Source organism: Xaviernesmea oryzae (genome assembly GCF_900109605.1).
In the GTDB taxonomy this organism is placed as follows: Bacteria; Pseudomonadota; Alphaproteobacteria; order Rhizobiales; family Rhizobiaceae; genus Xaviernesmea; species Xaviernesmea oryzae.
Genome location: NZ_FOAM01000020.1, coordinates 39,980 through 64,319 on the forward strand (window position 1 = coordinate 39,980; position 24,340 = coordinate 64,319).

18 protein-coding genes are annotated in these 24,340 nt (G+C 64.7%); 14 read left to right on the top strand and 4 right to left on the bottom strand.

Going from position 1 to position 24,340, the window contains the following annotated elements:
* Window positions 1–22: 22 nt before the first annotated feature.
* The 13 genes from BMX61_RS20575 (at window position 23) to BMX61_RS20635 (ending at window position 18,951) form a co-directional block, all read left to right on the top strand.
* Window positions 23–5,773, top strand: a complete 5,751-nt coding sequence (locus tag BMX61_RS20575; RefSeq protein WP_075628130.1) for a translocation/assembly module TamB domain-containing protein — start codon at window positions 23–25, stop codon at window positions 5,771–5,773.
* Between the two features lie 211 nt (window positions 5,774–5,984).
* Window positions 5,985–6,935, top strand: coding sequence for an arginase (gene rocF, locus BMX61_RS20580; protein WP_075628129.1), 951 nt, complete (start codon window positions 5,985–5,987; stop codon window positions 6,933–6,935).
* A gap of 146 nt (window positions 6,936–7,081) precedes the next feature.
* Complete coding sequence (locus tag BMX61_RS20585; RefSeq protein WP_075628128.1) at window positions 7,082–7,561, top strand: chemotaxis protein CheW; 480 nt, start codon at window positions 7,082–7,084, stop codon at window positions 7,559–7,561.
* A gap of 335 nt (window positions 7,562–7,896) precedes the next feature.
* Window positions 7,897–8,691, top strand: coding sequence for a potassium channel family protein (locus tag BMX61_RS20590; RefSeq protein WP_075628127.1), 795 nt, complete (start codon window positions 7,897–7,899; stop codon window positions 8,689–8,691).
* A 244-nt stretch (window positions 8,692–8,935) separates the two neighbouring features.
* A complete protein-coding gene (locus BMX61_RS20595) occupies window positions 8,936–9,154 on the top strand; it encodes a hypothetical protein (protein ID WP_075628126.1) in 219 nt (72 codons plus the stop codon).
* A 268-nt stretch (window positions 9,155–9,422) separates the two neighbouring features.
* Entirely contained in the window at window positions 9,423–10,415 is a 993-nt protein-coding gene (locus tag BMX61_RS20600; protein WP_075628125.1) for a DUF6030 family protein, read from the top strand.
* A 428-nt stretch (window positions 10,416–10,843) separates the two neighbouring features.
* Window positions 10,844–11,518, top strand: coding sequence for a sugar transferase (locus tag BMX61_RS20605; RefSeq protein WP_234794770.1), 675 nt, complete (start codon window positions 10,844–10,846; stop codon window positions 11,516–11,518).
* A gap of 174 nt (window positions 11,519–11,692) precedes the next feature.
* On the top strand, window positions 11,693–12,628 hold the full coding sequence (locus BMX61_RS20610) for a LysR family transcriptional regulator (protein WP_075628167.1): 936 nt from the start codon (window positions 11,693–11,695) through the stop codon (window positions 12,626–12,628).
* A gap of 169 nt (window positions 12,629–12,797) precedes the next feature.
* Complete coding sequence (locus tag BMX61_RS20615; protein ID WP_075628124.1) at window positions 12,798–13,301, top strand: formate dehydrogenase subunit gamma; 504 nt, start codon at window positions 12,798–12,800, stop codon at window positions 13,299–13,301.
* Window positions 13,298–14,869, top strand: a complete 1,572-nt coding sequence (locus BMX61_RS20620) for a formate dehydrogenase beta subunit (protein ID WP_075628123.1) — start codon at window positions 13,298–13,300, stop codon at window positions 14,867–14,869. Before BMX61_RS20615 ends, BMX61_RS20620 begins: the two co-directional genes overlap by 4 nt.
* A 4-nt stretch (window positions 14,870–14,873) precedes the next feature.
* Window positions 14,874–17,756 carry a formate dehydrogenase subunit alpha gene (fdhF, locus tag BMX61_RS20625; RefSeq protein WP_075628122.1) on the top strand — a complete coding sequence of 961 codons (2,883 nt, stop codon included), beginning with the start codon at window positions 14,874–14,876 and terminating at the stop codon, window positions 17,754–17,756.
* Between the two features lie 36 nt (window positions 17,757–17,792).
* A complete protein-coding gene (gene fdhD / locus BMX61_RS20630; protein WP_092742967.1) occupies window positions 17,793–18,623 on the top strand; it encodes a formate dehydrogenase accessory sulfurtransferase FdhD in 831 nt (276 codons plus the stop codon).
* Complete coding sequence (locus BMX61_RS20635) at window positions 18,613–18,951, top strand: formate dehydrogenase subunit delta (RefSeq protein ID WP_075628120.1); 339 nt, start codon at window positions 18,613–18,615, stop codon at window positions 18,949–18,951. Before fdhD ends, BMX61_RS20635 begins: the two co-directional genes overlap by 11 nt.
* Window positions 18,952–19,150: 199 nt before the next feature.
* Here BMX61_RS20635 and BMX61_RS20640 read toward each other — a convergent pair whose 3' ends face one another.
* On the bottom strand, window positions 19,151–19,456 hold the full coding sequence (locus BMX61_RS20640) for a YggT family protein (RefSeq protein WP_075628119.1): 306 nt from the start codon (window positions 19,454–19,456) through the stop codon (window positions 19,151–19,153).
* A 295-nt stretch (window positions 19,457–19,751) separates the two neighbouring features.
* Between BMX61_RS20640 and BMX61_RS20645 the strand changes: the two genes are divergently transcribed.
* Window positions 19,752–21,005, top strand: coding sequence for an MFS transporter (locus BMX61_RS20645; RefSeq protein ID WP_075628118.1), 1,254 nt, complete (start codon window positions 19,752–19,754; stop codon window positions 21,003–21,005).
* A gap of 55 nt (window positions 21,006–21,060) precedes the next feature.
* Here BMX61_RS20645 and BMX61_RS20650 read toward each other — a convergent pair whose 3' ends face one another.
* The 3 genes from BMX61_RS20650 to BMX61_RS20660 form a co-directional block, all read right to left on the bottom strand.
* On the bottom strand, window positions 21,061–21,795 hold the full coding sequence (locus BMX61_RS20650; RefSeq protein ID WP_407703807.1) for a glutamine amidotransferase: 735 nt from the start codon (window positions 21,793–21,795) through the stop codon (window positions 21,061–21,063).
* Between the two features lie 160 nt (window positions 21,796–21,955).
* Window positions 21,956–22,441, bottom strand: coding sequence for a tellurite resistance TerB family protein (locus tag BMX61_RS20655; RefSeq protein ID WP_075628116.1), 486 nt, complete (start codon window positions 22,439–22,441; stop codon window positions 21,956–21,958).
* Window positions 22,442–22,508: 67 nt separating this feature from the next.
* Entirely contained in the window at window positions 22,509–24,332 is a 1,824-nt protein-coding gene (locus tag BMX61_RS20660; RefSeq protein ID WP_075628115.1) for a heme biosynthesis protein HemY, read from the bottom strand.
* Window positions 24,333–24,340: the final 8 nt, after the last annotated feature.

Below are 24,340 nucleotides of genomic sequence, written 5' to 3' on the forward strand. Positions count from 1 at the left end.
CATGACGAGAGAGGACACAGCGATGACGCCGACCAGCCCGACCGGACGTGTTCTGCGCTGGCTTGCCGCCACGCTCGGCATTCTCGTGGTGATCCTCGTCTTTGCCGTCGCCCTTCTCGGATTGACCACGCCGGGTGCGCGGATCGTCGCCGGCCTGGTGGAGCGCTACGCCGCCACGCCGGACCTGACGATTTCCATTTCCGAACCCGGCCCCCTGCTCACGGGCCGCTTCAGGGCCGGACGCATCACGCTGAGCGATAGCCGCGGCGCCTATGCCGTCATCGACAGTGCTGAACTCGTCTGGCATCCGCTGGCGCTTCTGTCGGGCCGTCTCGATGCCGACAGCCTCACGGCGCAGGCGGTTCGCATCGAGCGCCAGCCGGTCAGCACCCAGCCCAGCCAGCCATCGTCAGGCGGCTTCACCCTGCCGATCGAGATCCAGGCCGATGTGATCGACATCAGGGAATTGATGCTCGGCAAGGCGCTGGTCGGCCAGGACGAGCGCCTGACCCTGCAAGGCAGCCTCGCCGCCACCTCTCGGCAGATCGCCGCCAAGTTGAATGCCGCCGAACTTGCCCGCCCCGATGCCAAGCTCAACGCCGATTTCGCCTATGCGCCCGAGGCGGCAACCCTGAAGCTCGATGCAGCGCTGTCCGAACCGAAGGGCGGTGTTCTCGCCCGACTTCTGCAATTGCCCAACGATCCGGCCGTTGGCCTGACGCTGAAGGGCGATGGACCTTTGACCGACTGGCAGGGCGCCATCACCGGCGCGCTCGACGGGGAACAGGTGCTTTCGCTCAACGGGCGCCATCAGTTGACGGCAGACGGTGTACGCAGCTTCGCGCTGGCCGGCGGCGGCCGGTTCGCCGGGCTCATGCCGCCCGCCAGCCGTCCGCTTTTCGAAGGCGAGACGGCGATCGATATCGCCGCCTCCATGGATGCACAGACGCCGATCCGCATCGACCGTGGCCGCATCACGACCGGGGCACTGAACCTGACGGCATCCGGCGCCGTGACGACCGCAGGCAAGAGCAACCTCCAGGCAGAGCTGACCGGACCGAACGGCCCGCTGGTGCTGAACCTGCCGGTGGAGGGAGGACAGGCCGACATCACGCTCGACCGCGCGGCCCTCTCGGTCACCGGCCGGCCCGAGGCCGCGCGTGTCGACCTCTCCGCCTCGCTGGCCAAGGCAGCACTGCCGCAAGTTAGCGTCGAAGCCATGCATCTGACCGCACGCACTGACAGCTTTAATCTCAGCGCCCGCACGGGCCGTCTCGATCTCGCTCTCGCGGCACAAGGTTCGCATTTTGCCGATCCCAATCTGGACCGGTTGGTCAAGGCACCTCTGACGGTGGCAGGCCCCATCGACATCACGCCCGAGACCATCCGCTTCGACCGCCTGATCCTGTCGAGCCAAGGCGTGAGCGGCACGGTCAACGGCTTTTTCGGTCGGGCGACGCAGGCGCTCGAAGCCGCCTTTGACCTGGCCATTCCGCAGACAGGCCTGCCGGATGCCGTGCAGGCGAGGGTCGAGGGTCCGGTCGCGCTGTCGGGCCGGCTCAGCCGTGCTGCGACCGGCGCCCTCGCCCTCAACGATCTCGATCTTAAGGCATCGAGCCTGACGGCCACGGGGTCGGCCAAGCTGGAAAACGGCCAGTTGAAGGCGGCTCTGTCGGGCCAGGTGCCGGATCTTGGCAAGCTGGCGCCCAATGCCAGTGGGGCTGCACAGTTTTCCGCCGAGCTTTCCGGTCCGCTTGCCGATCTCGCGGTCAAGGCGCAGGTCACCTCGCCCCAGGCTACCGTCGCCGGCCGGCAGATCGACAATCTGGCGCTCAATGCGCAGGGCACGCTTGCGGCCGAGCAGACGATTGCGCTGACGGCCACAGGCGCTCTCAACGGTCAGGCCGTCGAGGCCCAGGCCAAGCTGGAGCGCGCCGACGGCACGCTCTCCTTGCCGGATCTCGCCGCCACGATCGGCGAGAACAAGATCACCGGCGCGCTCGCCTTCACACCGGACCTGATGCCGACCGGGTCTATTGCCTTCGACCTGCCCGACCTGAAAAGCGTCGGCACCTTGGCGGGGCAGACGGGCGAAGGCCAGGAACTGACCGGCGATCTCAAGGGCACCGCCCGCTTTGGCGCCGACAATGGTCGCTCCACCCTCTCCATGCAGGCCGAAGGGCAGAAGATCGAGCGCGGCGCGCTGTCGGTTGATCAACCCCGCGTCGATCTGACCGTGAGCGACCTCAAGACACTGGCGGCTGAAGGCCGGATCACCGCGCGCGCGGTGGCCCAGGGCGAAAACCGGGTTGCCGACGCAACGGTCACCTTGAAGCACCCGGGCGGAACCGGTGCAGGTGGCGAAACCGCGCTGGCGCTCAACGGCACGTATGACAAAGCGCCGCTGGCCTTGCGCGCGACGATCGGCGCCGGCGCAGGCGGCTCTCCCTCCGTCACCGTTCAGTCTCTTCAGGCTACGCCGCGCGGCATTCCATTGACGCTGGACAATCCCACGACCCTGGCGCTTGACCAGGGCGCGCTGGCCCTTCCGGAAACGGTAATCGCGCTGAAAGGCGGCGAAGCCCGGCTTTCCGGCCGCATCGGTACGGACCTCGACGTGACGCTGAAGGTCGAAGGCAAGCCGGCTGTCGAATTCGCCACCCCAATTGCCGGCGGTGAAGCACGGGTGGCCATTGCCTCGGCGCTCGCCACGGTCAAGGGCCCGATGACATCGGCCCGGATCGACGCCACGGCCGACCTTGCCTGGCTTGCCACGCCACAGGCACGGCTCGAGGCGATCCGCCTGAAGGTGCAAAGCCCGGGCTTCAACCTGACGGGACGGCAGGGCACGGCGACGGCGCGCGTCGAAGCGGCTCGGCTCAACACGCCCAATGCCGATCTTGCACGGCTTGTCGCCGGGCCACTGGTGCTGAACGGAACGGTCGATGTCACGCCTGAGAGAATCGGCTTCAATCCGGTGACCCTCGACACGGCAGGCCTGGATGGCCGCGTGACCGGCGCCTTCACCCTCACGGACGGCAGCCTCGACGCCGATATCGCGCTGACCAGCCCGCCGGCAGCCCTGCCTGCCGCTCTCGCCGGCCGGATCGACACGCCGCTCACCGTCAATGCCAAAGTCGCGCGTGCCGCCGATGGTGCGCTCAATGTTCATGGGCTCAGGCTCGATTCGGGAAGCATCAAAGCCGACGGTCAGGTATCGCTGGAAGGCGAGACGCTCGCCGCCGATCTGAAGGGCAGTTTTCCCGATCTTGGCAAGCTGCTTGGCGATGCCAAGGGCAGCGCCGGCTTTACGCTCTCGGCCAATGGTCCGGTGGCAGCGCCGGCCTTCAACCTGCAGCTCAATTCGGCGCAGGCGACCCTGGTTGGCCGCCCCTTGCGCGATCTGACGATCAACGCGACTGGCACCGCCAGCCGTACCGCGCCGCAGGCCACCATCAAGGGCACGGGCAGCATCGACACGCAGCCTGTGGCAATCGACGTTGCCGTGCAGAGCGCGGAAAGCGGCGGCACGACGGTGCCCGCGCTCAATGTGACAGTCGGGCCAAACCGAATCAACGGGGCGCTCGCCTTTTCGCCCGATTTCAAGCCCAGCGGCAACCTCACCTTCACGCTGCCGGATATCAGCCTGATCGCGGCCCTGGCCGGCCAGCGTGCAAGCGGCGATCTCGCAGGCACGGCGGATATCACGACGCGAGATGCGGTGACCTCCATCGTCCTCAAGGCCAACGGCACCGGCTTGAAGCGTGACGATCTGGTGATCGAACGGCCTGTGGTGGACCTGACCATCAGCGACCTCGCCAAGCTCGCCATCAATGGCCGGCTCCAAGTGGCAACGCTTGCCCAAGGTGCAAACCGCGTGACCGGCCTGTCTGCCGATTTCGATCGCAGTGGCGACACCACGCGCTTCGCCGTCAACGGACGCTATGATGAAGCTCCGCTGGTGATCCGAGGCGATATCGCTGCGCAAGGCGCAAAGCTGACCCTGAACCTGGCCGAGCTTCAGGCCGCGCCGCGCCGGATTGCTTTGAAGCTGGCCGCGCCCACAGCGATCGCCATCGAAAACGGCACGGTGTCTCTCTCTGGTGCGCGCATCGGCGCGTCCGACGGCACGATCACTGTCAACGGCTCGGCCGGACAGGCACTGGATCTTGCCGTGCGGCTCGACGCCGTGCCGGCGCGGCTGATCAATGCGGTGGCACCCACTATCGGCGCGGAAGGCGCCATCAGCGGCACCATCACCGCCAAGGGCACGGCGCAGCGCCCTGACGTCACCTTCGATCTCGGCTGGCGCGATGCCTCGCTCGCCCAGACCCGCTCGGCCGGTGTCGGCAAGCTGGCGATCACGGCCAAGGGGCAACTGGCAAACCAGAACCTGCGTGTCGACACGACGCTTTCAGGCAGTGGCGGTCTTTCGTTCAAGGGCGGCGGCACGCTGAGGCTTGAGGGCAATCGGCCGCTGAACATGCGTTTTGCCGGCCGGCTGCCCTTCGGCCTTGCCGAGCCCATCCTCGCCGCCCAAGGCTTTACCGCGTCCGGTACGGCCGATCTCGACATTGCCGTCGGCGGCTCGGTCTCTGCACCCGCCATCTCCGGGACGATCAACACGGCGGGCGCGCGGCTGACGGATGTGCGCCGCAATCTGACGCTCAACAATCTGACGGCCGCGATCACGCTCGAAGGGCAGCAGGCGCGGATCAACAGGCTGACGGGCCGGCTGGCGACGGGTGGCAGCCTGACCGTCACCGGCACGGTCGGCTATGCCCCCGGAGCGAACTATCCCGCCGATCTCGCCATCCGCCTGGACAAAGCAACTTACGTCGATGGCACGCTGGTGACGGCCGATGTCACGGGCGCCCTGACGCTGAAGGGGCCTCTCCTTGGTCAGCCGACACTGGCCGGCACGATCAATATTGAAAAGGCCGCGATCACCGTGCCGCAGCGCCTGCCCGGTGCCTTGTCGGAACTCGACATCAAGCACCGCAAGGCGCCTGCCGATGTCAAACGGATGGAGAAGCTGCTGACGAAGGACCAAGGCCAGCCCGGTGAACGCACCGATCGCGGCATCGCGCTCGATGTCAAACTCTCCGCACCGAGCAAGCTTTATGTGCGCGGCCGTGGCATCGATGCCGAACTGGGTGGCGACCTGACGATCCAGGGCACGGCGGCAGCGCCAGCCGTCTCCGGCGGCTTCACCATGCGGCGCGGCCGCCTCGACGTCATCGGCCGGCGTCTCACCTTCAGCGAAGGCACGATCACCTTCGGCGGCGGGCTGATCCCGACACTCAACCTCTCGGCCACATCGACCACCGATACGGCAACGGTCACCGTGACGGTTGCCGGCGAGGCGAACGATCCCAACATCGTCTTCAGCTCATCGCCGTCCCTGCCGCAGGATGAGATCCTGGCGCAGCTGATCTTCCGCCGCTCGCTGTCCAATCTGTCGCCCGTGCAGATCGCCCAGCTGGCGAGCGCCGTTGCCCAGCTTGCCGGCGGCAGCTCCACCTCGCTGCTCGACGGGCTGCGCAACCAGCTCGGCGTCGACGACCTCGATGTCTCCACCGATGCCGGCGGCGGCGCCCTGGTGCGCGCCGGGCGCTACCTGAACGACCGCACCTACCTGGAACTCCAGCAAAGCGCCGAGGATGGCGCAAAGGCGGTTATCAATCTGGATGTCGGACGCGGCGTCAAGCTGAAGGGCGAGGCCGGCAGCGAAGGCGGCGGCGCAGGCATCTTCTATGAGCGGGAATATTGATCGGACGCGATTGGCGAACGCCATGTCTTGGCTGTCCTCCGGATCTCGGCGCGATGGCGGCATCGTTTTCGGGCCTCCCGTGGCGTCCGCCGCGGCGTAGGACAGAGGAAGCCGAATTCCTGCCTGACATCACGATGCATCGGATTGACCGCATGATGCTGTCGGTGCTGCATGTCCAGCCGCGAGCCGCAGAATCAAGGAGCTGAATGCCATGACCGAACCGAACAAGACCCCGGTGACCCTGATCGGCGTGCCGCTGGAAGAGGGGTCCGGCCGGCGTGGCTGCGTCATGGGGCCGACGGCGCTTCGCATCGCCGGTGTCGACAGGGTGCTGGCGGAACTCGGCTTCCGCGTGAGCGACGCGGGTGACTTGAAGCCCGAGCCCGTCGAAGGGCTGGAGGTCGGTCTGCCACCACAGGCGCAGGCGAAAAACCTTGCCATCGTCGCCGGCTTTACCCGCGCACTGGAAGCGGCGACCCATGCGGCCGCCAGCGCCGGACAGCTGCCGATCCTGCTGGGTGGCGATCATGCCCTGTCCATGGGCAGCGTCTCCGGCATGGCCCGGCATGCGAGCGAACGCGGCCGCCCGCTCTTCGTGCTCTGGCTCGATGCCCATGCCGATTTCAATTCGAGCGAGACGTCCCCATCCGGCAATATGCACGGCATGCCGGTTGCCTTTTTCTGCGGAGAGGCAGCTTTGCCCGGCATCCTGCCCGACGACCGGCCGCTGGTCGATCCGCGCCGCGTCTACCAGGTCGGCATTCGCTCGGTCGATGCGCGCGAGCGCGAAGAGGTCGCCGAGCACGGGGTCAATGTCTATGACATGCGCGCGCTCGACGAAATGGGAGCCGCCGCGATCATGCGCGAAATCCTGGCGGCCGTGGAGGCTGAAAACGGCCTTCTCCATGTCAGCCTCGACGTCGATTTCCTCGATCCGGAGGTCGCACCGGGCGTCGGAACCACCGTGCCGGGTGGTGCGACCTTTCGCGAGGCGCATCTGATCATGGAAATGCTGTGCGACAGCGGCTTGGTCAGTTCGCTCGATCTGGTCGAGCTCAACCCCTTTCTGGATGATCGCGGCAAAAGCGCGCGCATCCTGGTGGAGCTGACCGCCAGCCTCTTTGGCCGGCGCATTTTCGACCGGCCGACGCGCAGCGCCTGACAAGGGCATCCGAACACCAAGCAACCTGCGAATTCGAGTGCCAAAGCGATAAGAACTCTTAAGAAATCATCGCTAATCTTGCTTCAAGAGGCTATTGCGGCGCCGCTCTACTGACGGCGGCGCTTGAGGATCGGAAGGACGAGATTATGAGCAGCCCTTTGAAAATGGCCGGCTTCGACGGCGAGACCCTCGAAATCATCGCTTTCAGGCTGCATGAGCAGGAATTCTGCGTGAAGACCACGACCATCCGCGAAATCCGCGGCTGGGCCCCCTCCACGCCCATCCCGCATTCGCCGGCCGAGGTGATCGGCGTGATGAACCTGCGCGGCACGGTTATTCCCATCATCGACCTCGCCCACAAGCTCGGCATGGAAAGCACTGTTGCCAACGAGCGCAGCGCCATCGTCGTGGCGGAAGTGCACAATATGGTCGTCGGCCTGGTGGTCGATCGCGTCTCCGACATTCTGACGGTTCAGGGCAGCCAAGTGCAGCCGGTTCCGGAAATCACCACCTCCTTCGACCGCAGCTTCGCGGAAGGCATCATCGCCAGCGATGCCGGCATGATCTGCTTCCTCAATCTCGCCCGCATGTTCAAGGAACGCGACACCGACGACTGGGCAGCGTAAAGCATCGAGCGGGAAGTCGTTATCGGCCGACGCTCTCGATTCTTCGCTCTTGCATCGGATGTCCCGGCCATCGATTGCGATTGCTGCCCGCACCGGATCTCAGCTTCCAGCAGCGTGTCGATTCGGCCTGACGATCGACAAAAGCCCGGCCCCGCAGGCTGGGCTTTTGCGTAGGGTGCATTCGCCAGTTCGCGCGTCTCCGCCCTGGCTTTTCTCTGTAGCCCCGATCGCCCTGCCCTGATGCAACCCTTGACGCAGCGCCCTGGCGCTTTAGCTCGGCCTGAAGAGACGAGCGGCGGGCCTCATACCCAGTCTCGCTGATAGGAACCCAGAGGATGGCGCAGGACAAGACACGGGACCGCACAGGCTTCTGGCGTCTGCGCGAAAGGCTGCGCGCGCTCTATCTCGGCACCGGAGCGGCCGCATTGCGCTTTCAGGTCACCATTGCGCTGGTCGATCTGGCGATTATCCTATTCTTCCTTGCCGGCCCCTATCTGACATCGCGCAACACTTATCTGGCGGTCGATTATACGGTGGCCGGCGTCATCGCGCTGGAGCTTGTCGCCCGTGGCCTTGTAGCGCAGAAGCCGCTGCGCTGGCTCGTCCGCCCGATGACGCTTGTGGACTTCGCCATCCTTGCCACGCTGCTCTTCCCGGCGCTGTTTTCCAATTTCGCTTTTCTTCGGGCCTTGCGCATCTGGTCGCTCAGCCAGAGCCGCATGTTCGGCGTGCTCGTCGCGCGGCTGGGCGGCAGGGCCTATGAAGACATCATTCGCGCGGTGATCAATTTCGTCACCTTTCTCTTCCTGGTCACGGGCTTCGTCTACACCGCCTTCTTCTATCAGGATTCCGGGATCAACGGCTTCGTCGATGCGCTGTACTTTACCGTCGCAACCATCACCACCACCGGGTTCGGCGATATCACCTTGCCGGGTACGCTTGGGAAACTGACCTCGATCGTGACGATGATCTTCGGCATCTCGCTCTTCGTCCGCCTCGCCCAAGCGATCGTGCGGCCCTACAAGGTCACTTTCCCCTGCCCGCAATGCGGATTGATGCGCCATGATGCCGATGCGGTGCATTGCAAGGCGTGCGGCCAAGTGCTCAACATCCCCGACGAGGGATCGTGATCGGTGCGTTCGCCCAGGAGGTCAGGCTGAGGCAGGCTTGGCGACAGACAGTGATGTGCGCGCCTTACTGAGCCATGATCGCCAATCTGGATTGAGACATCCGGCGTCTTGGAAAGAAGACGCCAGATCGGGATGACCGCCGGCCCGCCTGGCCGAGGGTCGGAATCCCAGTCTTATTTCAGCTTTGGAGTTGCATGCAGGGGCCAGACGGAAACGGCCACACCGCTGCGGCTCCAGCGGAGCGATGATGCTGTTCAACATTTTCGTGGCGCTGTATGCCGTTATCGCGGTGGTCTTCCTCGACAATACGTTACGGGAAGGCCAGACCATCGGCGCCGGCCGCTGGGACATGATGCGGCTGATCGGCATTGCCGCCTGTTCCATCTGGCCGCTTCTGGTCGCCTATGCCATCATCGTCGCCTTACGAGGCCGTCTGCCTCAATCCGGCCGCTGGATGCTGTAATATCCTTGATCGGAGGCCAGGGCCCAAGGATCCTGCCTCACCCCGTCGGTCGTCTCGGCTGAAGCGATGAGAACATTTTTCGCGCCTTCCGCCGCAGGAAACGCGATCATAGAACTTTTGTTAACGGGACCTGGGATAAAGCTGGGGGTCGCGCCTCCTCTTCCATTCTCTTTTTAAGAAGGTTCTTGCAGACCTCCCCCGCCATGGCGCACAAGGAGCGACAGCCTCTCCCTTTCGCACGCAGAACAGCAGGAGCTCCAGCCACGTCATGGATAAGATCCGCGAGCGCAAGCGCAAAAGCCGCTCGGCCCGGAACTTCTTTTTCATCATGCTTCTGTTCATCAGCCTGGCAATCGGCCTGACGGTTCTCTTGGCCGAAGACATGCGGAACCTGAAATTCCTGATGGCGCGTTTCGGGCTTGATTCGACCCATGTCGTTGCGCGGCTCTACGAGCTGACAAGCTTCTCCTCGTCCACACCGCCAGAAGCTTCGCCCCTGACCACGGTGCGCAAGAGCGAAAGGCTCGCGGCGTTGCAGATCAGGCTGCCCTCGCTCATGTTCCGAGACCTCAAGGCGCCGCAGCAATCCTTCCTGCGCCGGATCCTCGATCCGCCCGCCGGGATCTGCCAGGCTTTCGACAAAGCCGGCTTCAACCCCATGGCCTGGGAGCCCAGCGCCGAAGGACTGGGCGGTCAGGGCGCCTCCGGCTTCGAGTGCTCCGTCATCATGCCGGTCGGCAAGCCGCCGCTGCGCCCGTCGATTGCGCCCTCGAAGGCCGCCAATGCGCTGGCCGAGGAAGACCCCGCGCCGGAGCAATCCTCGGTCTTCATTTATGTGCATGGGCCGCGGCTCGATGCGTTCGACACCTTCCGCATCAAGATGAACATCGAGCATCCCGAGGACCGCGAAGCCGTGCTCAGACTGGCAAGCCGCGCGGCGGCGCTGTTCTTCAAGCAGGTGCAGTGGGAGGATGCGGGCGACATTGCCAGTCGCATCCTGCATGCCGAAGAGTTCGACCAGCGCAAATTCGGCAGCCGTCTTCAGCTGAAGAAGGAATTCGGCGAAACCCCGCGCTACAATTTCCTTGCCGCCGAAGCACGGCGGTCGCAGGCGCGCGCTCCGTCCGAGCGTTTCTTCGACCGCGAGCAGTGGCTGCCCCTGTTTCGCGACGGCCTGCTCTTCACCAAGGGCACCGTGCCGCTGGAGCATGTGACCGGCGGCCTGCCGCACAGCGCCGCCATGGCCGCGCACCGTCCTTGAGCAGCAACGGCGGGATTAACCAAGCACCATGAGTCTGCGCTGGGCCATCTTGCCAGATCGGCATTAGTTTAATATCTCATTATCCAACAAAAAAACTTAAGTTTTTAAAACTGAACGGGGACAGGCGTCTCACACGAAGAGAAACGTTGGTGTGTTTCGAAATGCAACAACGATTCCCGATGTGAGACACCAGTGCGACAAAAGCGGACGAGCGGGGTCAATGAACATGCACCGTCTCACCTAGCGGTGAGCGAGGCATGGTGCTTGTCCGTTATATGCAGGAGCGGACTGGCCAAGTCGGGAGGAACCGTTTGACCAATCGATCTGCTCAAGAACCAGGCAGCAAGGAGCATCTCACCATCAGGAGCCACGGCGCGCGCGGCCTTGACGGATTGCAGAAGCTTGACCCAACGTCGGAGAAGTTGTCGATGCAGTCGTCCAGCACCTATGACGTGCGCGCCAATGTCTTCATTACGCCCGTTGCCGTTCCCGACATGCCGGTGCAGCTCGCCGTCAAGCGGCTGATCGATATTCTCGTATCCGGCTTTATGCTCGTCCTGCTCGCCCCCGTGCTGGCGCTCATCGCGCTCGCCATCAAATGGGAAAGCCGCGGGCCGGTGCTGTTTCGCCAGATGCGCACCGGCCGCTACGAGGTCCCCTTCGAAATCCTGAAATTCCGTTCGATGTATACCGACCGTGGGGACAGGACCGGCGTGATGCAGACGGTCGATGGCGATCCGCGCGTCACACGGATCGGGCGCTTCCTGCGCAAGACCAATCTCGACGAGATTCCGCAGCTCTTCAACGTGCTGATCGGTGATATGTCGCTGGTCGGACCACGCCCCCATGTGCCTGACATGCTTGCAGCCGGTCGGGTCTATTCGGATCTCGTCCAAGGCTATGAGTATCGCCACCTGATGCGTCCGGGCCTCACCGGCCTGTCTCAGGCACGCGGCTTGCGCGGGCCGACCGTGCAGCGCTGGAAGGCGATCCGCCGCATCGTCTGCGATGTGGAATATGTTCGCCGTTTCTCCCTTCTCCTCGATATGAAGATCATCCTGCGGACCATTTCCAACGAGCTGAGGGGCGGCACGGGCTTTTGAAGCTGAACGCGCGCCCGATCCTGATATCAGGAACCGGCAGACAGGCCTGACGGGCGCATGGGGTGACATGATGATCCGGCTCATCATCGACACTTTGCCGAAACCGCCCCGTTGCGCCTCGTCGCGCTTGCTGCCATGCCCGCGCGCGTCCCGATTGACGAGCCGGAGCGGCGCATGATCGACAAGCTGGAATTCTTCATCACCCTCGCGCAAGAGCGCCACTTCGGCCGGGCGGCCGAGGAGCTGGGCATTTCGCAGCCAACCCTTTCGGCCGCGCTGCGCCAGCTGGAGGACCAGCTGGGCGTGGCGCTGGTGGTGCGTGGCTCGCGTTTCCAAGGGCTGACGCCGGAAGGCCAGCGCGTGCTGGAATGGGCGCGCCGCATTGTCGGAGACGCGCGCACCATGCGCGAGGAGATGCGCGCGGCGCGCAAGGGGCTCGCCGGCCATGTGCGGCTCGCCGTCATTCCCACCGCACTGTCCATGGTCCCCAGGCTGACCGAACCCTTTCAGGCACGCCATCCCGACGTCACTTTCTCCGTAACCTCCCGCACCTCGCTGCAGGTGCTGAGCCAGCTTGAGAATCTCGAGATCGATGCCGGCATCACCTATCTCGACAACGAGCCGCTGGGGCGCGTGACCACCGTGCCGCTCTATAGCGAGCGCTATCATCTGATCACCGGTGCGGAAACACCGCTGGCCGATCGCGCTGAGGTCAGTTGGGCCGAAGTGTCGCGTCTTCGGCTTTGTCTATTGACGGCCGATATGCAGAACCGGCGCATCATCAATGCCCATATGGCCCAAGCCGGCGTCAGCGCCCATCCGACGCTCGAGTCCAACTCGATGATCGTTCTCTTCTCCCATATCCGAACCGGGAAATGGGCGTCGGTCATGCCGCGCAATGTGGCGGAATCCTTCGGTTTTTCCGAGGAAATTCGCATGATCCCGATCATCGAGCCGGAGGCCGAGCATATGGTCGGCCTGGTCGCCACACATCGCGAGCCGCATACGCCGCTGGTCTCCGCTCTGCTGCATGCCGCCCGCTCCGGCGTCGCGGCCTCCGCCTTTGATAGAGAAAAGCTATCAAGCGACGGATTACCATTATTGACCTGATCCCTCTCGCTCCTCATTGTCGGCGGATGTAGACGACGAGCCTCGCACCCGGATTTCAACAGTGGCTGGGCGGGCAAAGGCCAAGAGGCTTTGATCGCCGCGCCGACCGGGGCTGGATCCGCCAGTGGGCCGATCTTCGTCCGCTTGTCGGTTTGGGAGGACTGACCTGATGACCCTGCATACGACCGCGCCCGAAGAGGCAGACCGCCTTCCCGCTTCGGCCAAGGAACGGATCCTGGAGATCGTCGCCGACTGTCGAAGCCTGGAAGGCCCGCTCCTTCCCATCCTGCATGCGGTCCAGCATGAATTCGGCTATATTCCCGAAGGCGCCAAGCCGGTGATCGCCTCGGCGCTCAATCTTTCGCGCGCCGAAGTGCATGGCACCGTCACCTTCTATCCCGATTTTCGCGCGCATCCCGCCGGCCGTCATGTGCTGAAGCTCTGTCGCGCCGAAGCCTGTCAGGCGCTGGGCGGCCATGCGCTGGGCGACCAGGCCCGCGCGATGCTTGGCATCGACTGGCACGAGACCGCCGCCGATGGCACGATCACCCTGGAGCCGGTCTTCTGTCTCGGGCTCTGCGCCTGTGGCCCTGCCGCCATGCTTGATGGCGAGCTTCATGCGCGGCTCGATGCCGACGGCCTTGCTGAGCTGATCACGGAGATCGGCCGATGAGCATCACCCTCTTCATTCCCGCAGATGCGGCGGCCGTCGCGCTCGGCGCCGACCGGGTCGCCAGGGCGCTGACACAGGAAGCGGCAGCGCGCGGTCTCGACATCACCCTCGTGCGCAATGGCTCGCGCGGCCTCTTCTGGCTGGAGCCGCTGGTCGAGGTCGAGACACCGGAAGGACGCATCGCCTATGGTCCGGTCAGCGCAAAAGATGTCCCCGGCCTCCTCGATGCCGGGCTCCTCAATGCAAGCCTGCTGGATGGCGCCGACCATCCTCTATGTCTCGGGAAAACCGAGGAGATCCCGTTTCTCAAAGGGCAGACGCGGCTGACATTCTCCCGCTGCGGCATCACCGATCCGCTCTCGCTGGAGGATTATCGCCGTCATGATGGGCTGAAGGGACTCACGCGCGCCCTCGCCTTGAGCCCTGCCCAGATCCTGGCCGAAGTGACCGACAGCGGCCTGCGCGGCCGCGGCGGCGCGGGCTTTCCGACCGGAATCAAATGGAAGACGGTCGCGGATGCCAAGGCCGACCGGAAATATATCGTCTGCAATGCCGACGAGGGCGATTCCGGCACCTTTGCCGACCGGATGATCATGGAGGGCGATCCCTTCGTGCTGATCGAGGGCATGACGATTGCCGGCATCGCGGTCGGCGCTACCAAAGGTTATGTCTATATCCGCTCGGAATATCCGCATGCGATCGCGGTGATGGAGGAGGCGGTCGCACGGGCCCGGTCCGCAGGCCTACTCGGTCCTTCGGTGCTGGGCTCGGCCCATGCTTTCGACATGGAAGTGCGCTCCGGCGCCGGCGCCTATGTCTGCGGCGAGGAAACCTCGCTGCTCAACAGTCTCGAAGGCAAGCGCGGCGTGGTGCGCGCCAAGCCGCCGCTGCCGGCACTGCAGGGTCTGTTCGGCCGACCGACCGTGGTCAACAACGTGCTGTCGCTCACCTCCGTGCCGATCATTCTTGAGAAGGGCGCGGGTTTCTACCGTGATTTCGGCGTCGGCCGCTCCAAGGGCACGATCCCGATCCAGCTTGCCGGAAACGTCAGGCATGGCGGGCTCTACGAGATCGCCTTCGGGCTGACGCTCGGGGAGATCGTCGAGGGCATTGGCGGCGGCACGGCTTCGGGACGTCCGGTCAAGGCCGTGCAAGTCGGCGGCCCGCTCGGCGCCTATTTTCCGCCTTCGCTGTTCGATACGGTTTTCGACTACGAGGCCTTCACCGCCGCCGACGGGCTCATCGGCCATGCCGGCATCACCGTCTTTGACGAGACGGTCGACATGCTCGCCCAGGCCCGCTTCGCCTTCGAATTCTGCGCGGTGGAGAGCTGTGGCAAATGCACGCCCTGCCGCATCGGTTCGACGCGCGGAGTCGAGGTGGTCGACCGCATCGCGCAAGGCATCGAGCCGGAGGCGAACAGGCTGCTGCTGACCGATCTCTGCAACACGATGAAATTCGGCTCGCTCTGCGCGTTGGGCGGCTTCACGCCCTATCCGGTGATGAGCGCGCTCAACCATTTCCCGCAGGATTTCCAGCCTGCGTCCCTCGTTGAAGCGGCGGAGTGATTCCATGGCCCTCATCCACGAAATCGACTACGGCACCCCAGCCTCGCAGGCCGAGGAGCAGGTGACGCTGACCATCGATGGCCGCGAAATCACCGTGCCCGCCGGCACCTCGATCATGCGGGCCTCCATGGAAGCCGGTATTCAGGTGCCGAAGCTCTGCGCCACCGACATGGTCGACGCCTTCGGCTCCTGCCGCCTCTGTCTGATCGAGATCGAGGGGCGCGGCGGCACGCCGGCCTCCTGCACGACGCCGGTGATGCCGGGGCTTGTGGTCCACACCCAGACCAAGCGGCTGAAGGCCATCCGTAAGGGGGTGATGGAGCTTTACATCTCCGACCACCCGCTGGACTGCCTGACCTGCGCGGCCAATGGCGATTGCGAACTGCAGGACATGGCTGGCGCGGTGGGCCTGCGCGACGTGCGCTACGGCACGGACGGGGGCAATCACGTCAAGGCGCGCGCAAGCGATGGCGTTGCCAATGCCCGCTATCTGCCAAAAGACGAGTCGAACCCCTATTTCACCTATGATCCCTCCAAATGCATCGTCTGTTCGCGTTGCGTGCGCGCCTGCGAAGAGGTGCAGGGCACCTTCGCGCTGACGATCGAGGGACGCGGATTCGACAGCCGGGTTTCGCCCGGCGCGCATGAAAGCTTCCTCTCTTCCGAATGCGTTTCCTGTGGCGCTTGCGTGCAGGCCTGCCCGACAGCGACTCTGACGGAAAAATCGGTCATCGCCATCGGCCAGCCGGAGCATTCCGAAGTCACCACCTGCGCCTATTGCGGCGTCGGCTGCTCGTTCAAGGCGGAGATGCGTGGGCAAGAGCTGGTGCGGATGGTGCCGTGGAAGGACGGGCAGGCCAATCGCGGCCATTCCTGCGTCAAGGGCCGCTTCGCCTATGGCTACGCCACGCATAAGGACCGCATCCTCAATCCGATGATCCGCGAGAAGATCTCCGATCCCTGGCGAGAGGTCAGCTGGGAAGAGGCGTTTTCCCATGTCGCCGCGGAATTCCGTCGCATCCAGTATCAATATGGACGGGAAGCGGTTGGCGGCATCACCTCCTCGCGCTGCACCAATGAGGAAACCTATCTGGTGCAGAAGCTGGTGCGCGCCGGCTTCGGCAACAACAATGTCGACACCTGCGCCCGCGTCTGCCATTCGCCCACCGGCTACGGTCTCGGCCAGGCGTTCGGCACCTCGGCCGGCACGCAGAATTTCGATTCGGTCGAACACGCGGATGTCGTGCTCGTCATCGGCGCCAACCCCACTGACGGCCATCCGGTGTTCGGCTCGCGGCTGAAGAAACGGCTGAGACAGGGCGCCAAGCTGATCGTCATCGATCCGCGCCGGATCGACCTCGTGCGCACGCCGCATGTAGAGGCTGCCTTCCACCTGCCGCTGAAGCCCGGCACCAATGTTGCGGTGCTGACCGCGCTTGCCCATGTGATCGTCACAGAGGGGCTCGCCAATGAAGCCTTCATCCGCGCGCGCTGCGACTGGTCGGAATTTGAGGATTGGGCGGCCTTCGTCGCCGAGCCGCAGCATAGTCCCGAAGTCAGCGAAGCCTATACCGGCGTTCCGGCCGCACTGGTGCGCGGTGCGGCCCGGCTTTATGCCACCGGCGGCAACGGCGCGATCTATTACGGCCTCGGCGTCACCGAGCACAGCCAGGGCTCGACGACGGTCATGGCGATCGCCAATCTCGCCATGGCGACAGGCAATATCGGCCGCCCCGGCGTCGGTGTGAATCCCTTGCGCGGGCAGAATAATGTCCAGGGCTCCTGCGACATGGGATCCTTCCCGCATGAGCTGCCCGGCTATCGCCACGTCTCCGACGATGCCACGCGCGAGACCTTCGAAAAGCTCTGGGGCGTCAAGCTCGACAATGAGCCGGGCCTTCGCATTCCCAATATGCTGGATGCCGCCGTCGATGGCTCGTTCAAGGGCCTCTATATTCAGGGCGAGGATATTCTGCAGTCCGATCCCGACACCAAGCATGTTTCGGCGGGTCTCGCCGCCATGGAATGCGTGGTGGTTCACGATCTCTTCCTCAACGAAACCGCCAATTACGCCCATGTCTTCCTGCCCGGCTCGACCTTCCTGGAAAAGGACGGCACGTTTACCAATGCCGAGCGGCGCATCAACCGGGTGCGCAAGGTGATGACACCGAAGAATGGCTATGCCGACTGGGAGGTGACACAGGAACTGGCGAAGGCCATGGGCCTCGCCTGGACCTATGCCCATCCTTCCGAAATCATGGACGAGATTGCCGCGACCACGCCGAGCTTTGCCGGCGTCTCCTACGCCTATCTGGAGGAAAAGGGTTCGGTGCAGTGGCCCTGCAACGAGGCGTTCCCCTTGGGCTCGCCGATCATGCATGTCGATGGCTTCGTGCGCGGCAAGGGCAAGTTCATCCGCACGGAATATGTGCCGACCGACGAAAAGACCGGCCCGCGCTTTCCGCTGCTGCTCACCACCGGCCGCATTCTCTCGCAATATAATGTCGGGGCCCAGACCCGGCGCACGGAGAATGTCGCCTGGCACCAGGAGGACCGGCTGGAAATCCATCCGCATGATGCCGAGCAGCGCGGCATCAAGGAGGGAGACTGGATCAAGCTCGCCAGCCGCTCCGGCGATACGACCTTGCGCGCGCTGATCACTGATCGCGTGGCGCCGGGCGTGGTCTATACCACCTTCCACCATCCCGATACGCAGGCCAATGTGATCACCACCGACTTCTCCGACTGGGCGACCAATTGCCCTGAGTACAAGGTGACGGCCGTGCAGGTCTCCCCTTCCAACGGCCCGAGCGAATGGCAGCAGGATTATGAGGAACTCAGCCGCCGCTCCCGGCGTATTGGAGGCAAGTTGGAAGCGGCGGAGTAAGTCGATGACGAGACTGTCTTATCCAGGTCCGGGAGCATGCCAATGATCCCGCCCGCCCGCCGCCTTGCCAGCCTCTCCGTCCGCGCCGGCCAAGCGCGCGATGGTGTGCGGATAGTGCCGGAGGAAGTACCCATTGCCTTTTCCTATGGCGGTTCGACCCATGCGGTGATGATGGCGACCCCTTCGGATCTCGAAGATTTCGCCGTCGGCTTCTCGCTTGCCGAGGGCATCATCACCAAGGCTGCGGATATCCTGTCGGTCGATCTGGTGGAGGCGGGCGATGGCATCGATGTGCAGATGCAACTGGCTGATGCGACGGCCGAAGCCCTGACAGCGCGCCGGCGCCGTATGGCCGGTCCCGTCGGCTGTGGCCTGTGCGGCATCGAATCGATCGAGCAGGCGACACGCGCGGTCCCCTCGGTCGAGGAGACTGTGCTTTGCCTGACGCCGGAACAGATCGCCGAGGCCATGCGGGCGCTTGGCGACGCCCAGCAGCTGAACCGCGAGACCCGCGCGGTGCATGGCGCCGGCTTCTACCGGCCGGGCGAAAAGGGTCTGCTGGCCATGCGTGAGGATGTCGGCCGCCACAATGCGCTCGACAAGCTCTGCGGCGCGGTCTTGCGCAGCGGCCTTAGCGGCAGCGACGGTGTCGTTGTCGTCACCAGCCGGCTTTCGGTGGAGATGGTGCAGAAGGCGGCGGCCTTGGGCAGCCCGGTTCTGATCGCCATTTCCGCGCCGACGGCGCTTGCCATCCGCACGGCAGAGACCGCAGGCATGACGCTGATCGGCATTGCCCGCGACGAGGATTTCGAGGTCTTTACCCGGCCGGACCGGGTCAGCATGGAAGGATCGCGCCATGTCGCATGACGGAACCGACGAGAAGCTGGTCCGCATGGCCAACCAGATCGCCACCTTCTTTCTCTCGCAGCCCGAAGCGGTGCGCGCGGAAGGCGTGGCCACCCACATCAACAAGTTTTGGGAGCCGCGCATGCGACGGCGGTTCTTCGAGATGATCGATGCGGGCGCTGAAGGCTTCCTGCCGCTGGTGGTGAACGCCGTCCCCCAGATCCGCCGTCCCCATGCGCCTGCCGAAACCGGTGCCGGCCTGCCGGTCGAGGAAGCGAGCCAGCCGGGCAAAGGCGTGGTCGCCGGCCAGTCCTTGTCCGAGCCCAGCATACCGGAAAATCCGGCCTGACGCGGCACCGTCAAACCTATGCCACACCACGCAGTCTTCCGTGACGGGGGCAACAGACCATAAAAACGCCGCCTGATGAGGGCGGCGTTTGCATGTGAGGTCTATGGTGAGGCCTGAATAGGGCCCAGTCGCCGGCAGGGCGACACAGGCGTCTGCCGTCGCGCAGTCCCTGGGTAAAGCCCGCCGCTGCGCGGGAGCGTCAATACATCGATGCGCCGAGTAGCGCAGGCGCGACCGTCGTCTTGATGAACAGTTCGAGGAAATAGAGGATCACCAGCACGACCAGCGGCGAAAGATCGACGCCGCCCATATCGGGCAGGATACGTCGAATGGGACGGTAGAGCGGCTCGGTCAGCTGATAGAGCGAACGGCCGATCATGTTGATCGCCTGGTTGTTGGTGTTGATCACGTTGAAGGCATAGAGCCAGGAGAAGATCGCCGAGGCAATGACGAAGAACCAGATGATGTTGAGCAGGAACAAGACGGTCTGAATGACAGCGATCATACGCTTCTCCAAATGATGGCGTCCGCCAGAGGCCAGATTTCGCGTGGGCCCGCTTGCAGGATGGCCCGCCGATTGAGTTGACAGACATGTAGACATTGACGACGAAGCGGGCAAGCCTGCGCACCCTTGGCAAGGCCGTGCTTTGCGCTTCACGATTGACGAATTCGCAACAGCGCGATTGAAAGCGCAGGGATCGATAGCAAGCCGGCCGCCGCCCGGCGGATTCGGCCGTCGAGGCATCCGAGGCGATGACAGGCCGAGATTCTGGAACACTGGCTTCAGGGAAGAGGCATTCATGTCACAGGCCGTATCAGGCAATCGCTTCGCAGCCTTCCAGCATGTCGGCTACAGGCGCTATTTCTTTGCCCGCTTCCTGGCCTATTTCGCGGTGCAGATCGTCAGCGTCGCCGTCGGCTGGCAGATCTATGATCTGACGAAGGATCCTTTCGATCTCGGCCTGATCGGCCTCGTCCAGTTTCTTCCCTCTCTCGCCTTGATCCTGGTGACCGGCAGCGTGGCGGATCGCTTCAACCGGCGCGTCATCATGGGGCTGTGCATGGTGGTGAGCATGATCTGCGCCGGCGCGCTGCTCGCCTTGACGCTGACCGGCCTGTTTACACCCTTGCCAGTTTATGCCGTTCTCCTGGTCTTCGGCATCGAGCGCGCCTTTCTCGGCCCAGCCGCCAATTCGCTGGCGCCGAACCTGGTGCCGCCGGAAGACCTGCCGAGCGCAATTGCATGGAACTCCTCCTCCTGGCAGACCGCAATGATCGTCGGTCCCGTTGCCGGCGGTCTGCTCTATGCGCTGGGACCGGCCGTCCCCTATCTGGTTGCCGTTCTTTTCTTCCTGGCCTCGGCAATCATGGTCTTCGTCATTCCCAAGCCGGCTCAGCGCACGGCTGGCAAAGCGCAGAACTGGCAGACGATCACCGCCGGTTTTCGCTACATCATGAGCGAGAAGGTGGTACTCGGAGCGATCTCGCTCGATCTCTTCGCGGTGCTGCTGGGCGGCGCCGTGGCGCTGATGCCGGTCTTTGCCCGTGACATCCTGGCACTGGGGCCATGGGGGCTCGGCATGCTGCGCGCCGCGCCCGGTGTAGGGGCCGTTTCCATGGCACTGTTTCTCGCCGCCCACCCGATCCGCAGCCATGCCGGGCTTTTGATGTTCGTCGGCGTAGCGCTCTTCGGCGTCGGCACCGTGATCTTCGGCCTGTCGACCACGCCGTGGCTGTCGATTGCCGCGCTGGTTCTGATCGGCGCCTCGGACATGGTGTCCGTCTATGTCCGCGAGACGCTGATCATGCTGTGGACACCCGATGAGCTGCGCGGGCGGGTCAATGCCGTCAACATGGTCTTTGTCGGCGCCTCGAACGAGCTCGGCGAATTTCGCGCGGGCATGATGGCCTCGGCCTTCGGGGCGGTGCATGCCGTGGTCATCGGCGGGGTCGGTACGCTTGCGGTCTCGATCCTCTGGGCGCTTGGCTTTCCCAAGCTGCGCCAGATCCAGACGCTGGATGTGCCGGAGAGCCATCAGGACAAGGCGCGCTGATCGCTGTTGCAGAGGGATTGGCGATGCCGCCAGCCCCGATAACGCGATCTCCGGATCAGACCGCGCGCTCTCGATCTGCGCCGTGGCGCATCTCGCGCTCGAAGATCAGCCGCAGGAAATCCTGCATGAAGCGGCGCAGCGGCGCATCGTAATCGAAACGGCCCTCCAGATGCTGCGCACCGAACTGCGCGCCGGGCAGGCTGAAGCGGTCAGCGCCATGCACCACCCAGCGATGCATCATCGCCCGTGTCAGCTCGCCATGAAACTGAATGCCCCAGGCGTTCTCCCCATAGCGGAAAGCCTGGTTCGGATAGGCGCTGGCCGTTGCCAGCCGCTCCGCGCCTATCGGCAGATCGAAGCCTTCCTGATGGAAGTGGTACACCATGGCGGGCCAGTCCGGCAGGATCTGCCGGCCACGCTCGGTCGCCTCCAGCGGATACCAGCCGATTTCGGTCAACCCATGCGGATGAGGTGCGACCAGCCCGCCAAGCTGGCGCACCAGCATCTGCGCGCCAAGGCAGATGCCGAGAAACGGCTTGTTCTCTCTGAGCGGCACACCAATGAAATCGATTTCCTCGCGGATGAAGGGCTCCTGATCATTAGCGCTCATCGGCCCGCCAAAGACGATGGCGCCGGCATGTTCGGCAAGCGTGCGCGGCAAGGAATCGCCCAGAGCCGGGCGACGAATATCCAGCGCAAAGCCACGCGCAGCCAGGATCTGCCCGACCCGGCCCGCGCTCGAACGCTCCTGATGCAGCACGGTGAGGATGGGCCTGCGTCTTTTGTCCAACCGGCTTTCCCGGGCCAATCCATGCATTGTCTCTCACCTTCCCGGCCAGCGCCCTTATAAAGGAGGCGCACAGGCGGACGAGAGGCAAACCCGCGCCGCATAGGCCGTCAGAATATCGTTCGCGCCTGATCCCGTGTGATGGCCGCAGGAAAGGCTGCGTTCAGCCATCCACATCAGCGCCCGCTTCGGGCTCATGAGCGCGCGAAGCCACTTCCTGCCGCTTCATGATGCGGTCGCGACCGGAAACGCCGAGCAGGTCGGCGATACGCCAGATGACGTGATCTTCCATCTCGCTGCGGCTGCCATCGGCATAGACGATTTCCCAGAGCAGGCCGATCAGGTCGACGCATTGCTCCTCGCTCAGATGGCGTTTGATCTCGGAGGTGAAGCGGAAATAATCGATCGCCACGCTTTCGGCGTCGGTCCCGGCCGCCAAAAGGGCCTCGAAGGTCGTCGCATCGAGATCGAAGGTTTCCATGACCTTGCGGCGCATGGTCTCCTGCTCGGCCTGGCTGACAATGCCATCGGCCTCCATCACCTGCAGGCATAGCGCGATGATGGCGACGCGGTAATCTTCCGACAAAAGCGGGCCCGGCGTTGCCGGACCCGTCAGAGTTTCGATGAAGCTGTGCAAGCGTTCGAACATTCATGCCCCTGTCTGGTCGCTCGAGGCGAGGGCCTGCCCAAGCGGACCATCTCTCGCGGTTGCGATATCAGAACAGACGCATGGATGCATTTTCAAGAGGCTTTTCCTCGCGAACACCAGGATCATCCGGCGGGCGGCCAAAAAAGGGCTCGACCGGTGCGGAATTGCGCCCGCCAATGGGCTCCTCGCGTCGTGGGGCCGGCATGGGAGCGGGTTTTGGTGCCGGTGCGGGTTTGGCCACCTGCGCAGGCTTGGGCGCTTGTGGAGCGGGCACCGGCTCCGGCACGATCACCGATTCGCTCGGCACGGGCATGGCGGCAACGGGCTTCGGTGCAGGTTCCACCGGCCGCGCGCCGGCAGCCGGTTCCGTCGCACCGGGCACCGTCTTGTCTGCCTGGCGCGGCTCCGGCCGGGCAGCCTCGATCGGCGCGGCGGGTTTGTCGGCGGTATCCGCGGCCGTGGCCGGAGCCGTCGTGCCGCGCAGCTCGCTCGGCGTCGGCGCGGCATAGGGCGTCTTGGCCGGCCGAACGGCGGGGGCGACCGGCGGCAGCGAGCGGATCGCTTCCTCGCCCAGCGCTTTGCCGTCTTCGACAGGACCTGCGAAAGAGCGCACCGGCCGCTTCCATTCGAACACGCCAAGCGCACCGGTTACGGGATGCACCGGCAGCCAATCTTCCGAGGTCAGGCCGTCAGCCGTCCAGACAGGATCCGGCAGGCTCTTCAGCGCCTGCGACATCCAGTGGCGAATGCGGCCGTCGTCGCTGGTATCCACCTGCTCGATATCGGCCAAGAGCAGGAATACGGATTCCGTTGGCTCGAGGCGCGCGGCGGCCTCCGCCTTCTCCCGCGCCAGCGTCAGGTCACGGGCCTCCAGCGCGCTCCTGGCCACCGCCATCAGCGCAACCGCGCTTGTCGGGCGGATCGCTTCCAGCTTGCGCGCGCGCTTGAGACGGTCGAGCGCACTGTCGCCGGAACGTGCGCGCAGATAGGTTTCCGCCACATCCGGATGCGGCATCTGGCGCCAGGAGCGCTCAAGCACGCTGGCAGCCCGGCGCGGACTGTCCTGGCGGTAGAAGACCTGAGCAGCGGCGACGGCGGCCGGCACGAGGTTGGGATCAAGCTTGAGAGCAGCCAGCGCATCGTCGCGGGCGCTGCGCGGGTCGCTGTCGATGCGGGCGCGGGCGCGGGCCGTGAGCAGCGTGGCGCGCTTGTGGCGGAAGTCGCGCTTGTCGATGGCGCGGTGCCGGCGGCTGACCTCCAGAAGACGAAGCGCCTCGTCCCAGTCGCCTGCGCGGGCACGCTCGTCCAGCGTCGCCAGCACGGCCCAGCCGAGCTGCGGCGCGCCCTCGGCGGCGCGGGCCGCATATTGGCGGGCCGCCTCGTCGGCACCCAGACGCTTTGCTTCCAGATAGAGGCCGCGCAGGCCGAGCGCCTTGGTTTCCTCCTGCTCGGACATCACCTCGAAGGCCCGGCGGGCATCCTCATGGCGGCCGTCCAGAAGGGCGGTCTGCGCCTCCAGGAGATGCACCAGGGGTTCGCGTCTCGCACCGAGCAGGCTACGGGCCTTGGCGCCCATCTGGCGCGCGAGAACGGCGTCACCCGAGCCGGCGGCAACCAGGCCGGTCGACAGCGCGTGGTATCCGCGATCACGCTTGCGTCGCCGCCAGAAACGGCTGGCCGCGCCGGGCGAGCTGATCAGCGCGCGCACCAGCCAGATCACCAGGAAGATCGCCAGCACCAGCACGACCAAGGCTGTGGCGGCCACGACGAGACTGGTCTCAAGGCGCTGGCCCTCCCAGACGAGGGTCACATCGCCAGGGCGATCGGCCAGCCAGGAAAAGCCGGCGGCCAGACCCAGCACGATCAGGACATAGAACAGAATTTTGATCATGATCGCTT